Source organism: Microbacterium jepli, from assembly GCF_047237905.1.
Lineage (GTDB): Bacteria > Actinomycetota > Actinomycetes > Actinomycetales > Microbacteriaceae > Microbacterium.
Window position 1 is genome coordinate 2159207 of the sequence record NZ_JBDFLW010000005.1, and the last position, 13629, is coordinate 2172835.

A 13629-nucleotide genomic window follows, 5' to 3' on the forward strand; every position below is an offset into this window, starting at 1 on the left:
TGACGGCTCGGGTCAGTGCCCCATCCCGAGGCCGCCGTCCACGGGGATCACCGCGCCGGAGATGTAGGCCGCGGCATCCGACGCCAGCCAGGTGACCACGCCGGCGACCTCGTCGGGCGTCGCGAACCGGCCCGCGGGGATGTTCTTCCTGTACTCGGCCTGCGTGTCCTCGGGGAGCGCGGCGGTCATGTCGGTCTCGATGAAGCCCGGGGCCACGACGTTGGCGGTGATGCCCCGGGCTCCGAGCTCGCGTGTGAGGGAGCGGGCGAAGCCCACCAGCCCGCTCTTGGACGAGGAGTAGTTGATCTGGCCGGCCGAGCCGTACAGGCCGACGACGCTGGAGATGAGGATGACGCGGCCCCAGCGTGCACGCAGCATGCCTTTCGACGCGCGCTTGACGACGCGGAACGCGCCGCCGAGGTTCGTCGACACGACGCTGTCGAAGTCGTCCTCCGACATGCGCAGCAGCAGGGTGTCCTTCGTGATGCCGGCGTTGGCGACCACGATCTCGACCGGGCCGAGGGCCTTCTCGACCTCGGTGAAGGCCTCGTCGAGGGATGCCGCGTCCGTCACGTCCGCGCGCACCGTCAGAGCACCCTCGGGGCCTTCTCCCGAGCGGGCGGTCACGGCCGTGCGGTATCCCTTCGCGAGGAAGCGCTCCGCGATCGCACGGCCGATGCCGCGATTCCCGCCGGTGACGAGGACGACGCGATCGTTGGACATGAGATGCTCCCGGGGGTCGGCGGATGATCGGATCCAGCCTATCGGCGCGGCCGTTTGACACTGCGGCGGGGGCGCTGGGACGCTGGGACGGTCGCCCCGTGACCGCGGGGCCGGCCGCATGTGCAGAGGAGACAGCACCCATGAGCGACGACACCACCCGCGGACCCGGCAACGACGGCGCCGAGCAGCCCGCATCGGGGAGTGTGCCTCCTCCGCCGCCCGCCCCGCCGGCGTACGACCCGTCCGCGGCGTACTCGAACGACGCCGACGGTCAGCGCCCTTACGGAGAGCCGCCGACCGCTCCCGCCTACGGAGCACCCTCGTACGGCGACACCTACGGCGATCAGCCGACGGCGCCCTACGGCGACGCGTACCCCACCCCGCCCCAGGGGCCGGCAGGTTACGGCGCGCCGTCGTCCTCGGCGCCGTCCTACGCCCCGCCGACCGGACCCGCGTACGGTCAGGGCGGCTACGGACAGCAGCCCTCCGGCTACCCGGCCGCCGCGCCCTACGGCGCCGCGCAGGGCTACCCCGCCGCGTACACGCCCTACCCGACAGAACCCAAGACCAACGTGCTCGCGATCATCTCGCTGATCGCGTCGATCGTCGGATTCATCTGGATCATCCCGTTCCTCGGCGGGCTCGCCGGCGCCATCATGGGACACATCTCGCTCGGTCAGATCAAGAAGAACGGCGAGAAGGGCCGGGGCCTCGCGCTGGCCGGGATCATCGTCGGCTGGGTCGGCGTGGGCCTGTTCGTGATCGGCGTCATCGCCTTCTTCGGCATCATCGCCGCCGGCGTGGGCAGCGGCTCGCGCTACAGCGCCTGAGCACCGCAGATCTGTGCCGTGAGACGGATCCACCGCCTCCCACGCGGCGTAGTCTGGGACCACTGTGAAGAGTTCGGCGCACGCCCAGTCCGCGACCTCCCTCCCCCGTGCCCCCAAGGACGACGTGAGCTCGCGGTCGGTCCGGTATCTCATCACCATGGGCATTCGCATCCTGTGCTTCATCCTCATGGCCGCCATCACGCCGTACGGCTGGTACACCTGGGTGTTCGCCGCCGCCGCGGTGTTCCTGCCCTACATCGCGGTCGTGATCGCGAACGCGGGATCGGACGTGTCGGAGCCCCCGGCGGAGAACCCCGAGCGCATGCTCGAGGCGCCTGCGAGCCGCGTCTCCACGCCGTCCGCTCCCGCGGCGGCCGCCACGTCGTCGCCGATCATCCTGCACGAGACGGGCAGCGCCTCTTCGGTCTATCGCATCCAGGAGTCCTCGCAGGCCTCCCCGGGGCGCGAGCCGAGGGAATGACCGAGGGCCTCCCCGGTACGCAGTGCTCCCGGGCGGGTTGCCGGGAGCTCGCCGTCTGGCGCGTGCTCTGGCGCAATCCGCGCATCCACACCGAGGACCGGCGCAAGGTGTGGGTCGCCTGCGACGAGCACGTGGGCTATCTGCGGGAGTTCCTCGCCGCCCGCTCGTTCCCCGTCGAGGTGGACGCGCTCTCCGAGGCCGGACGATGAGCCGGCAGTCCGCGCCCCCCGCCGTGCGGTGGACCGTCTACGTCGCCGTCGCGGTGGTCTTCGCCATCGCCTGCGCGTTCCTGTCCAACTGGCAGTTCTCGCGCAACGCCTCGCGCAGCGAGCAGCTGGCCCTCGTCGCGCAGAACTACGACGCGTCTCCGGTGCCGCTGGCCGATGTCATCCCGGCCGGCGGGGAGCTGGCACCCGAGGACGAGTGGACGCCCGTCATCCTGCAGGGCGTCTACCTCACGGATCAGCAGCTCCTCGTGCGCAACCGCCCCCACGGCGGGACCGCGGCCTTCGAGGTGCTCGTCCCGTTCCAGCTCGACGACGGCCGCGTCTTCCTCGTCGATCGCGGCTGGGTGCCGCCGGGCCGTGATCAGCCCGAGCCCGACGCGGTGCCCGCGCCGCCCGAGGGTGAGGCGACCGTCATCGTGCGCCTCCGTCCCGGCGAGGGACTCCCCCGTTCCGGGCGCGAGACCGCGCCCGACGGCCAGGTCCCGACGATCAACCTGCCCCTGGTCGCCGACGCGATCGATCCGCAGAATGCGCGGCCGCTCGAGCAGAGCGCGTTCGGCGTGATGGTGTCGGAGGATCCCGCACCCGCGACGGCTCCGGCGGCGCTCGAGTCGCCGTCCGACGACCCCGGCCCCTACCTGTCGTACGCCGTGCAGTGGATCCTGTTCGCACTGATGGGCTTCTTCTTCATCGGATACGTCATCCGCAGTGAGCGCAAGCACCGCCGCGAAGACCTCGAGGAGGCCGAGCGTGCGCGCGCCGAGGGCCGCGCACCGGCGGCCGCGGCGTCCCCGGCCGATCGCATGCGTCGTGGCGCGAAGCGGCAGCGCGACCGCGACATGGTCGACGAGGACGCCCTGCTCGACCACGCCGAGCACTGAGTCGGCGACGGAGGTCGCAGCCGGCGGGTGAGCCGGCTCAGGCCAGGCTGATGAGGTCGATGTAGTCGCGACCCCAGATGTCCTCGACACCGTCGGGCAGGATCAGCACGCGCTCCGGGTTGAGCGCCTGCACGGCGCCCTCGTCGTGCGAGACGAGCACGACGGCACCCTCGTAGTGGGCCAGCGCGCCGAGGATCTCCTCGCGCGACGCCGGGTCGAGGTTGTTGGTCGGCTCGTCGAGCAGCAGCATGTTCGCCGACGAGACGACGAGTGTCGCGAGCGACAGTCGCGTCTTCTCTCCGCCCGACAGCACGCCGGCGGGCTTGAGCACGTCGTCGCCCGTGAACAGGAACGAGCCGAGCACCTTCCGCGCCTCGGTCGCGGTGATGTCCGGCGCGGCCGACATCATGTTCTCGAGCACCGAGCGGCCGACGTCGAGGTTCTCGTGCTCCTGCGCGTAGTAGCCGACCTTCAGTCCGTGGCCTGGCTCGAGCTGGCCCGTGTCGGGGGCGTCCACGCCCGCGAGGATGCGCAGCAGCGTCGTCTTGCCCGCGCCGTTGAGGCCGAGCACCACGACCTTCGATCCGCGGTCGATCGCGAGGTCGACGTCGGTGAAGATCTCGAGGGAGCCGTACGACTTCGACAGACCCGACGCCATGAGCGGCGTCTTGCCGCAGGGCGCGGGCTTCGGGAAGCGGAGCTTGGCGACCCGCTCCTCCTGGCGCACGTCGTCGAGCCCGGCGAGCATCTTCTCGGCGCGCGCGACCATCTGGTGCGCGGCGGCGGCCTTCGAGGCCTTCGCGCCGAAGCGCGCGGCCTGCTGCTGCAGCACCGAGGCCTTCTTCTCGACGTTGCTGCGCTCCTTCTTGCGGCGCTCCTCGTCGGCCACCCGCTGGCGCAGGTAGTTCTTCCAGTTCATGTTGTAGACGTCGATGACCTGACGGTTGCCGTCGAGGTAGAACACCCGGTTCACCGTCTCGCCGACGAGCTCGACGTCGTGGCTGATCACGATCAGTCCGCCCTTGTAGTTCTTCAGGAATTCGCGGAGCCACACGACGCTGTCAGCGTCGAGGTGGTTCGTCGGCTCGTCGAGGATCATCGTCTGCGCGTCGGAGAACAGGATGCGGGCGAGCTCGATGCGCCGGCGCTGGCCGCCCGACAGCGTGCTGAGGGGCTGCTCCAGGATGCGGTCGGGCAGGGAGAGGTTGTGCGCGATGGAGGCGGCCTCCGCCTCGGCCGTGTAGCCGCCCAGGGCCTCGAACCGCTCGGTGAGCGAGCTGTACTTGCGCATCGCCTTCGCCGCGACATCCGCGTCGTCGTCGCCCATCCGCAGCGATGCCTCGTGCATCCCGAGGGCGAGCGAGCCGAGCCCTCGTGCGTCGAGGATGCGCGTGCGGGCGAGCATCTCCGGGTCGCCGCTGCGGGGGTCCTGCGGCAGGTAGCCCAGCTCGCCGGAGCGGTCCACGCGGCCGTCGGCGGGAAGGAGGTCGCCGGCGAGCACCTTCGTCAGCGTGGTCTTGCCCGCGCCGTTGCGGCCGACCAGCCCGATCTTGTCGCCGTCGCTGACGCGGAACGACACGTCGGACATGAGCACGCGGGCGCCCACGCGGATCTCGAGGTCGTGCACGGCGAGCACAGCGAACGTCCGTTCCTTGGGGTGTGAGGGTGTCGACCGATCGGCCGATCTCCCAGTCTACCGCCGACGGGCTCCGCGAACCTCCGAGGCCGCCGGGGCCCTGCAACTGCGGCGCGGAGCGCTGCGTCGACGGTCGTGCACGCACCGGGTCCTAGGCTGATGCACATCGCACCCGTTGCGTGGTGCCGCCACCCACGAAGGGACCCCATGTCATCGCTCGCAGCCCCCTCCGGTCGTCGCGTCCTCGCCGATCTGGTCGGTCGTCCCCGTGCCGCCACGCGCGCCTTCGCGGTGGATGCCGCGCTCGTCCTGTCGGGCGTCGCGCTGGTCGCACTCCTCGCCAAGGTCTCGTTCTTCATCGGCCCCGTGCCCCTCACGGGCCAGACGCTCGGCGTCATCGTCGTGGGCGCTGCCCTCGGCTCCCGCCGCGGTGCCGCCGCTCTCACGACCTACATGCTCGCCGGACTCGCCGGAGCGCCGGTCTTCTCCAGCGCCGTCGCCGGCCCCGCCGCCGTCCTCCTTCCGTCGTTCGGCTTCATCCTCGGCTTCATCCCGGCCGCGTTCCTCGCGGGCTGGTTCGCCGAGCGCACGTGGGACCGTCGCCCCGCGCTCGCCTTCGTCGGCTTCGCCGCCGCCAGCGTCGTGCCCTTCCTCATCGGCGTGCCCTACCTCGCCGTCATCCTCGGCACCGTCATGGGCGCGGAGGTCACCGTCTCGTCCGTGCTCGCCGCAGGCGTGACCCCGTTCATCGTCCCCGGCCTGATCAAGGCCGCGCTCGCGGCGCTCATCATCCCCGCCGCATGGGCGCTCGTGCGCCGGGTGGATTCCCGGCGCAGCTGACGGATGCCGCGGCCCGCGGCATCCGCTCTGCATCGCAGATACGCGCACGACGAAGGAAGCGCCCCGTCCGATCTCGCGATCGGACGGGGCGCTTCCTCGTGGACGGCGGGCGTCAGCTCTTGGCGGTCGCCGTCGCGGTCTGCAGCTGCTCGACGAACTTCGGCAGGATGTACGGCAGGCTGAGCGCCGTCGGCGAGACGGCGGAGGCGTCCTCCGTGCCGACGACCGCTCCGACGGCGCCCTTGGCGACGGCCGGAATCAGGCGCGTGCGCTCCGACGTCAGGAAGGTCTGCAGCTCGTCCTCGGACTGCACGAAGGTGAAGACCACCTGCGCGTCGAGCTTGTCGAGGTTCTCCGGGCTGATCGCGGTGTAGAAGGTCGATGCGCCGGTGTCGAGCTCGGTGACCGACGGCGCCGAGACGAACCCGAGATCCTCGAGGATCTCGACGCGGGCGTCGGCGGGGAGGTAGACGTCGACCTCGTCGGGCGTCGCGGTGACGAAGGCGACGGTCGTGCCGGCGAAATCCGGGTTCGCCGCGGCGGCGTCGGACACCTCCTTGTCGATGCCGTCGAGCACCGTCGCGGCGTCGGTCTCGCGTCCGAGCGCCTCGCCGGTGATGGTGACGACGTCGCGCCACGGCGTCGACCACAGGGCCGTCTCGGGCGCGATGACCGGGATGCCCGCGGCGGTCACCGCGTCGTATTCGTCCTGCGTGAGCCCGGAGTACGGCGCGATGAGCACGTCGGGGTCGGTGGCCAGCAGCTCCTCGACGGAGAGCTCGTAGGTGGAGTTGTCCAGCAGCACAGGCGCCTCGCCGCCGACCTCGTCGATCGCGTCCTTGACCCACGGCACGATGAGGTCGTCGCCGCCGCCGTACTCGGCCGACGGGATCGCGACCGGCTGGATCCCGAGGGCGAGGACCGCGTCGGTCGCGCCCCAGCCCCACGTGGCGACGCGCTGCGGCGGGGCGTCCAGCGTGGTCTGCCCGTACATGTGCGTGATGGTCAGCGGGAATCCCTCGGTCTGGGGCGCGTCGGACACGGAGGGTGCGGCCGCGCCGGTCTGGCCGGCGCAGCCGGCGAGTGCGAGGGCGGCGACGGCGACGCCCACGAGGGCGACGGCCTTCCTGGTGTGGCGGAACATTGCTGTGTTTCCTTTCATCGGGTGCGACGCGTTCTCACACGGGATCGGCGGCGCTGTGGGCACCGCCGGGGACGGGCACGACGAGCGGGGTCGCCGTGAGGGGATCGGGCATGACGAGCGCCTGCAGGCCGAAGGCCTCCGCGACGACCTCGGCCGTGAGCACCTCGGTGGGTGCGCCGTGGGCGATGACGCGCCCCTGGCACATGACGACGAGGTCGTCGGCGTAGCGCGCGGCCAGGTTGAGGTCGTGCAGGACGACGACGATCGTCGTGCCGGAGGCGCGGTTCAGGGTGCGGAGCAGATCGAGCACCTCGATCTGGTGGCTGAGGTCGAGGAAGGTGGTCGGCTCGTCCAGCAGGAGGATCTCGGGATCCTGGGCGAGCGCCATCGCGATCCAGACGCGCTGACGCTGCCCGCCGGACAGGTCGCCGACGGCGCGGTCCGCCAGCTCCGACACACCCGTGCGGGCCATCGCGTCGTCCACGCGCTCGGAGTCGCCGGCTCCCCAGCGCTGGAAGACGCCGCGGTGCGGGTAGCGGCCGCGGGAGACGAGCTCCGCCACGGTGATGCCGTCGGGAGCGGACGGATGCTGCGGCAGCAGGCCGACCGTCCCCGCGAACCTGCGGCGGTTCAGGGTGGCGACGTCGACGCCGTCGAGCTCGACGCTGCCGCCCAGCGGCGGGCGCAGGCGCGCCAGCGTGCCCAGCAGCGTCGACTTGCCGCACGCGTTGGCGCCGATGATCATCGTGATGCGCCCGGAGGCGATCGCGAGGTCGAGCCCCTCGATGACACGGCGGTCCGGATACCCCGCGTCGAGCCCGCGGGCGACGAGGCGGGGCGCGGTGGCGGTCGTGCTCACAGCTGACGTCCCTTCGAGGTGGCGAGGATGCACAGGAGGAAGACGGCGCCGAGGGCGCCCGTGACGATGCCGACCGGGAACGAGAGACCCGGCACGGCGAACTGCGCGACGAGGTCGGCGGAGGCGAGCATGGTGGCGCCCAGGAGCGCGCTCGTCGCCACGCCCACCGCGCCGTGACCCAGCAGCGGGCGGGCGATGGCCGGAGCGCACAGGGCGACGAAGGCGATCGGACCGGCGAACGCGGTGGTGACGGAGGTGAGCACGACCGCTGCGACGACGACCACCCAGCGGACGCGGTCGGGGCGCACGCCGAGGCCGGCGGCGGTCTGCGGGCCGAGCTGCGTCAGCGGGAGCCACCGTGCCGCGGCGATGACGGCGGGCAGGGTCACCACGAGCACAGCGCCCACGATCAGCACCTGCGTCCACGACGAGGCGCTCAGGGTGCCGGTGATCCAGATGAGCGCGGCCTGCGCGAGCTCCACCTTTCCGCTGGCGAGGAGGTAGCTGGTCACCGAGGCGCACAGGAAGGTGATGCCGATGCCGGCGAGGATGAGCCGGTAGCCGCCGTCCGCCCCGCGCCGCCCTGCCAGCAGGAGCAGAGCCGCGACGATCATGCCGCCCGCGCAGGCGCCGATCGCGAGTGGCGCTCCGGAGACGCCGAGGATCACCGTGAGGAAGACCGCCGCGACGCTGCTGCCCCCGCTGATGCCCAGGAGGTCCGGGCTCGCCAGCGGGTTGCGCAGCAGGCCCTGCAGGAGAGCGCCGGCGATGCCGAGGCATCCGCCCACCACGATCGCCATCGCCAGCCGCGGCGCGCGCACCTGGAGCACCACGTACTGCTCGACGCGCTCGCCGCCGCCCAGCACCGTGCGCCAGACCTGACCGATGTCGAGGGGGTAGTCGCCCGTCATCAGCGCGAGAGCCGAGACCACCAGGAGTGCGACGATAGCCGCGACGACCACCGCCCGCGCGCGCCGGCGCACCGAGCGCCGCACGGCGGCAGCCGCACCCGGCAGACCCGCACGCTGAGGCGAGGCGTCGGGGCGCGCGGCCACCTCGGCGCTCACAGCGCGACCTGCTTCTTGCGCAGCACCAGCGCGATGAGCACGGGAGCGCCCACGAACGCGACGACGACGCCGGCCTGGATCTCTCCGGGCGAGCCGATGAAGCGGCCGACCACATCGGCCAGGAGAAGCACGGCTGCTCCGACGGGAGCGCCGATCAGCAGCAGGCGCCGGTAGTCGTCGCCGACCAGGGCTCGCAGGGCGTGCGGCACGAGCAGCCCGAGGAAGACGATCGGTCCCGCGATGGCGGTGGCGCCGCCGCACAGCAGCACGGTCGCGACGATGCCGAGCCAGCGGGTGCGGGCGACGTTGTGACCGAGGCCGGCCGCGGTCGACTCGCCGAGGGCGATGAGGTCGAGTCCTCGGCCGGAGGAGAAGGCGATGACCGCGCCGACGAGGATCGGCACCAGCACCGCGACGACGGCGTCCAGGCCCCGGGAGGTCAGCCCTCCGACCGACCAGTAGCGGAAGGTGTCGAAGGCGAGGGTGGAGGTGGTCAGCACGAGCATCGTCACCGCGGTGAGTCCGGCGGTGATGGCCGCGCCCGTCAGCGCGAGCTTGGCGGGGTTGCCGCCGTCGGGACCGCGGGAGCCGATCACCGCGACCGCCACGGCGGCGACGGCCGCACCGCCGAAGGCGAACCAGACGAAGCCGCCGGGGTTGGTGATGCCCAGGAGCGTGATCGCGATGAGCACAGCGACCGAGGCGCCCGCGTTGATGCCGAGGAGGCCGGGATCGGCGAGCGGGTTGCGGGTGAGTCCCTGCATGAGGGTGCCCGCGAGGGCGAGGGCGGCCCCCGCGACGACGCCGATGACGGTGCGCGGCACGCGCTGGCTGAGCACGACGACATGGTCGGCGAGAGCGGGGTCGGGTCGCAGGAAGGCGTCCACGATGACGGACGGGGCGATGGCGCGCGCGCCGAGGGCGAGGCTCGCGACGATCATCACCAGGAGGACCAGGATCGCGGCCAGGAGCACCACGCGCGCACGACGAGTGCGGGTGTGCGAAATCATTCCACGCGCTCTGCCTGGCCTCGGCGCCAGTAGCCCATGAACGCCACCCGTCGGCGGTCCACGCCGCAGCCCTGCACGAGCTGTCGTCGCAGCGCCTTGATGGTCGCGGCCTCGCCGGCGAACCACGCGTAGAACTCCCCGTCGGCGGGGTCGGGGCTGTCCCAGAGCAGGTCGCGGTCCACGTCGATGTCGTCGAGCTCCTGCGGCAGGGGCGACGACGCGCGCCGGAGCACGCCCTCCGACGAGCCGCACCACGCCTCGACGGCGTCGCGCAGCGCCTCGCCGTGCTCGCGGCCGGAACGGGGCAGCCACGTCAGACGGACGCCCGCCGGCGTCGCGCACGGACGGATGTCGGCGGCCTCGGGCACCTCGATGAACGCGTCGACGTCGTAGCCCTCGCCCAGCGACTCGACGATCGCCTGGATGGCGGGCGCGGCTGTCTCGTCGCCGGCGAGCAGGAGCCGGCGCGCCGGACCGGGACGCCAGTCGATGCCGGAGCCGGAGTGCGGGCTGCGCTCGTCGGGCCCGACCACGAGCAGCTGCTGCCCGGGGGCGGCCTGCGCCGCCCACTCCCCCGCGGGACCCGGGTCGTGGTGCACGACGAACTCGATGTCGAGCTCACGGGCATCGGGACGGACGGCGCGCACGGTGTAGGTGCGGAAAGGGCTGCGATCCTCCGTGGGGAGGGCGCGCCACCGCTCGTACCACAGGGCGGCCGCGATCGCCTCCTCGTCGTCCTGGCCGACGTCGCTGATCGTCCCGTCCGCGCGCGGGAAGAGGACCTTGATGCGCTGGTCGAGCCCGGCGGTGCCGAAGTGCTCGAGCTCGTCGCCGGTGAGGGTGACCCGCACGAAGCTCGGGGACAGCCGCTCCACGCGCGCGACGTCGAGGAGATACGGACGATAGGCCGGGCGCACGCTGAGGGCTGCGGAGGTCTGGGTCACGAGATTAGGTTATCCTTACCTCGCCTGATCCTCAAAACCGGGCAGGCTTCGATGTCTTCACGTCGAGCGGCCCGCGGCCACCCCCGCGCTCATGCGGAGACCGGGCACGAGGGCCAGCAGGGCGAGGGCCAGGGCGATCGCGAAGACGGCCGGGAATGCGGCATCCGTCCCCGTCAGAGCGGTGAAGACGACGCCCATCGCGGCGATCGCAGTCGCCGCGCCGACCGAGTCGGAGATCGACAGCGCCGAGGAGTTGAACCCCTGGTTCTGCGGGGTCGAGTAGGCCAGCGTGAGCACCGTGAGCCGCGGATACATCAGTCCCATGCCCGCGCCGGCCAGGGACCACCCCGCGATCAGGACGAACGGCGGCAGGTGCAGCGCGGCCGTCGCCCCGGAGGTGAGGCACGCCAGGCCGAGCAGCGTGATGCCGATCAGCGTGATGCGCCGGTTCCCGATGCGATCGCCGTAGCGTCCCTGCACCTCCGCTCCGGCAGCCCAGAGCAGGGCGGCGGTCGTGAGCCCGAGGCCGGCGAACGTCGGCGAGAAGTCGTAGTCGTCGATCAGCAGGTACGGCACGTAGATCTCCGCGCCGAAGAGCGACCCGGCGATGAGGCCGCGCATGAGCACCACGCTCGGTAGTCCCCGCAGGGCCCGGAGGGTGCCGCGCGGCAGCAGTGGACGCGCCGCGAGGGCCACCAGGACGACGGATGCCGCGACGACGGCGATCGCGAAGGGTCCGGTCTCGCCGGCGAGGCTCAGTCCCAGCGCGCCCGCGGCCACGGCCGCCGCGCACGCGAGACGACCTGCGACGCGGCCGGAGGCGGGGTTGGTCGTGCGGAGGTCCCGTCCGCCGAGTCGGACCAGCACGACGGCGAACGCGAGGACGGTGAGTGCGGCGACGCCGAGGAACACCCACCGCCAGTGCAGGTACTCCGCGACGGCGCCGGCGAGGAACGGCCCGATCAGCGACGGCACGACCCACGCGGCCGAGAACGCGGCGAAGACCCGTCCGTGCAGCTCGGGTGCGTAGACCCGGGCCACCACGACGTACAGCGCGACCGTCTGACCGCCGGTGCCGAGGCCCTGGATCAGCCGTCCCGCGACGAGGAGCGGCATCGACACGGCGAGTCCGGCGATGATCAGGCCCACGACGAACAGCGCCACGGCGGTGGTCAGCGGTCCGACGGGGTTGGAGCGGTCGCACCAGGCGCCGGCCGCCACCATACCGATCACGCTGGTGGCCAGCGTGCCGGAGAAGGCGACCGCGTAGAGGGCCGCCCCGTCGAGGTCGGCGCTGACGATCGGCATGACGGTCGTGACGGCGAGCGACTGCATGGCCGCGAGGAAGATGAGGGCGACCGCGCCCAGGGTGACGGCGAGGTTCGTGCCGGTCCAGATGCCGGTGCTCGGCGCGACGGCGGGCGTGGTCACGAGCGCGCGAGCGCGCCGATGCGCGCCATCGCCTCGGTGAGCACCTCCGGGCCGCACGCGAAGTTGATCCGCACATGCCCCGCACCCTCGGCGCCGAAGTAGGGCCCGTGGTGGAGGGCGACGCCCGCCTCCCGAACGATCAGCGAGGCCGGGTCCTCGCCCCAGCCGTAGTCCGAGACGTCCACCCACGCGAGGAAGCCGGCCTCGGGCGGCAGCCACCGCGCGCGGGGCAGGTGCTCGGACAGGAGGGATCCCAGCAGCGCACGGCTCTCCGTGAGCGCGGCGAGCAGGCTGTCGAGCCACGCGTCGGACGCGGGAGCGTAGGCGGCGACGTTGGCGAGGGCTCCGAACAGTCCGGTGCGCCACTCGACCTCCCAGGGGAGGCTCTGCAGCACGCCCCGCTGCGCGGGACCGCCGGCGACCATGACAGCGCACTTCAGACCCGCGAGATTGAAGGTCTTGCTGGCGCTCGTGACCGCGTAGCCGACGCGCCGGGCGGTCTCCCCCGCGGCCAGGAACGGGGTGAACGCGTCGGGGTCGTAGGCGAGCGGCGCGTGGATCTCGTCGCTGATCACCGTCGCACCGTGGCGCTCCGCGATGTCGGCCAGGGCCTCGAGCACCGCTCGGGAGTGGACGGTGCCGGTGGGATTGTGCGGGCTGCACAGCAGCACGGCCCGGGCTCCCGCGGCGAGAGCCGCCCCGACGCCGTCCACGTCGACGGCCCACCCGGCCTCCCGACGCATCAGCGGCACGCGCACGGGCACGCCGCCGGCCTCCTCCACGGTGTCGAAGAACGGCGGATACACCGGCGGCATCACGATGACGCCGTCGCCGGGGGCGGTCACCCGGCGGAGGATCTCGACCACGCCCATCATCACGTCGCCGGTCCAGCGCACGGCGGACGGGTCGACCTCCCACCCGAAGCGGCGTGCCGAGAACGCGGCGAACGCCTCGGCCACGCCGGGCTGCGGCGGCGTGTAGCCCGTGTCGCCGAGCTCCACGGCGCGGGTCAGCACGCGCGTGATCTCCGGGGCGAGCGCGTAGTCGGTCTCGGCCACGAACAGCGGCAGCACGTTCTCGGGATAGCGCCGCCACTTCGTGCTGGAGCGCTGCCTCAGCTCATCGACGGGCAGGGCGCGCAGGGGTGGAGCACTCACCCGACGAGCCTACCGACGCCGCCCGCCCGGAGGCGTCCGCACGTCACCCGCGGTCACGCGACCGGTCAGATGGCGAAGCCCAGGGCCCGCATCATGTCGCGGCCGTCGTCGGTGATGCGCTCCGGACCCCACGGCGGCATCCAGACCCAGTTGATGCGGAAGCGCTCCACGACGTCGTCGAGGGCCTGCGCGGTCTGCTCCTCAAGCACGTCGGTCAGCGGGCAGCCCGCCGACGTCAGCGTCATGTGGATGACCAGCGCGTCGTTCTCGTCGTCCCACGCGAGGTCGTAGATGAGCCCGAGGTCGACGACATTGATCCCGAGTTCGGGGTCCATGACGTCCTTGAGGGCTTCGGTGACCTCGTCGTACTTCTCCGGAGTGATGGTCGCGGTCATGCTG

At 72.3% G+C, this 13629-nt stretch carries 15 protein-coding genes; 5 read left to right on the plus strand and 10 right to left on the minus strand.

Annotation, left to right across the window (positions count from 1 at the left end):
- Window positions 1-12: 12 nt before the first annotated feature.
- Window positions 13-723, minus strand: a complete 711-nt coding sequence (locus tag ABC304_RS14480; protein ID WP_412931657.1) for a beta-ketoacyl-ACP reductase — start codon at window positions 721-723, stop codon at window positions 13-15.
- Between the two features lie 140 nt (window positions 724-863).
- Between ABC304_RS14480 and ABC304_RS14485 the strand changes: the two genes are divergently transcribed.
- The 4 genes from ABC304_RS14485 to ABC304_RS14500 all read left to right on the plus strand — a co-directional run bounded on the left by ABC304_RS14485 (window position 864) and on the right by ABC304_RS14500 (window position 3142).
- Window positions 864-1553 carry a DUF4190 domain-containing protein gene (locus tag ABC304_RS14485; RefSeq protein WP_412931658.1) on the plus strand — a complete coding sequence of 230 codons (690 nt, stop codon included), beginning with the start codon at window positions 864-866 and terminating at the stop codon, window positions 1551-1553.
- 64 nt (window positions 1554-1617) lie between these two features.
- Window positions 1618-2034 carry a DUF3099 domain-containing protein gene (locus ABC304_RS14490; protein WP_412931660.1) on the plus strand — a complete coding sequence of 139 codons (417 nt, stop codon included), beginning with the start codon at window positions 1618-1620 and terminating at the stop codon, window positions 2032-2034.
- Window positions 2031-2243 carry a hypothetical protein gene (locus ABC304_RS14495; RefSeq protein ID WP_412931662.1) on the plus strand — a complete coding sequence of 71 codons (213 nt, stop codon included), beginning with the start codon at window positions 2031-2033 and terminating at the stop codon, window positions 2241-2243. Before ABC304_RS14490 ends, ABC304_RS14495 begins: the two co-directional genes overlap by 4 nt.
- Window positions 2240-3142, plus strand: a complete 903-nt coding sequence (locus ABC304_RS14500) for an SURF1 family cytochrome oxidase biogenesis protein (RefSeq protein ID WP_412931664.1) — start codon at window positions 2240-2242, stop codon at window positions 3140-3142. Before ABC304_RS14495 ends, ABC304_RS14500 begins: the two co-directional genes overlap by 4 nt.
- 37 nt (window positions 3143-3179) lie before the next feature.
- Here ABC304_RS14500 and ABC304_RS14505 read toward each other — a convergent pair whose 3' ends face one another.
- A complete protein-coding gene (locus ABC304_RS14505) occupies window positions 3180-4778 on the minus strand; it encodes an ABC-F family ATP-binding cassette domain-containing protein (RefSeq protein ID WP_412931665.1) in 1599 nt (532 codons plus the stop codon).
- Between the two features lie 207 nt (window positions 4779-4985).
- Between ABC304_RS14505 and ABC304_RS14510 the strand changes: the two genes are divergently transcribed.
- Window positions 4986-5618: a biotin transporter BioY gene (locus ABC304_RS14510; RefSeq protein WP_412931668.1), complete on the plus strand. Its 633-nt coding sequence runs from the start codon at window positions 4986-4988 to the stop codon at window positions 5616-5618.
- Window positions 5619-5730: 112 nt separating this feature from the next.
- Here ABC304_RS14510 and ABC304_RS14515 read toward each other — a convergent pair whose 3' ends face one another.
- From ABC304_RS14515 to ABC304_RS14550, 8 genes are all read right to left on the minus strand, one after another.
- On the minus strand, window positions 5731-6762 hold the full coding sequence (locus tag ABC304_RS14515) for an ABC transporter substrate-binding protein (protein WP_412931670.1): 1032 nt from the start codon (window positions 6760-6762) through the stop codon (window positions 5731-5733).
- 34 nt (window positions 6763-6796) lie between these two features.
- Entirely contained in the window at window positions 6797-7621 is an 825-nt protein-coding gene (locus ABC304_RS14520; RefSeq protein ID WP_412931672.1) for an ABC transporter ATP-binding protein, read from the minus strand.
- A complete protein-coding gene (locus ABC304_RS14525; RefSeq protein ID WP_412931674.1) occupies window positions 7618-8688 on the minus strand; it encodes a FecCD family ABC transporter permease in 1071 nt (356 codons plus the stop codon). The genes ABC304_RS14520 and ABC304_RS14525 overlap by 4 nt, the downstream gene beginning before the upstream one ends.
- A complete protein-coding gene (locus tag ABC304_RS14530) occupies window positions 8685-9698 on the minus strand; it encodes a FecCD family ABC transporter permease (protein ID WP_412931676.1) in 1014 nt (337 codons plus the stop codon). The genes ABC304_RS14525 and ABC304_RS14530 overlap by 4 nt, the downstream gene beginning before the upstream one ends.
- Complete coding sequence (locus ABC304_RS14535; RefSeq protein WP_412931677.1) at window positions 9695-10642, minus strand: siderophore-interacting protein; 948 nt, start codon at window positions 10640-10642, stop codon at window positions 9695-9697. Before ABC304_RS14535 ends, ABC304_RS14530 begins: the two co-directional genes overlap by 4 nt.
- Window positions 10643-10699: 57 nt before the next feature.
- The gene (locus ABC304_RS14540; RefSeq protein WP_412931680.1) at window positions 10700-12073 is read right to left on the minus strand and encodes an MFS transporter; all 1374 of its coding nucleotides are present in this window, start codon (window positions 12071-12073) and stop codon (window positions 10700-10702) included.
- Window positions 12070-13230: a MalY/PatB family protein gene (locus tag ABC304_RS14545; protein WP_412931682.1), complete on the minus strand. Its 1161-nt coding sequence runs from the start codon at window positions 13228-13230 to the stop codon at window positions 12070-12072. Before ABC304_RS14545 ends, ABC304_RS14540 begins: the two co-directional genes overlap by 4 nt.
- A gap of 65 nt (window positions 13231-13295) precedes the next feature.
- Complete coding sequence (locus tag ABC304_RS14550; RefSeq protein ID WP_127095316.1) at window positions 13296-13625, minus strand: metal-sulfur cluster assembly factor; 330 nt, start codon at window positions 13623-13625, stop codon at window positions 13296-13298.
- Window positions 13626-13629 lie beyond the last annotated feature (4 nt).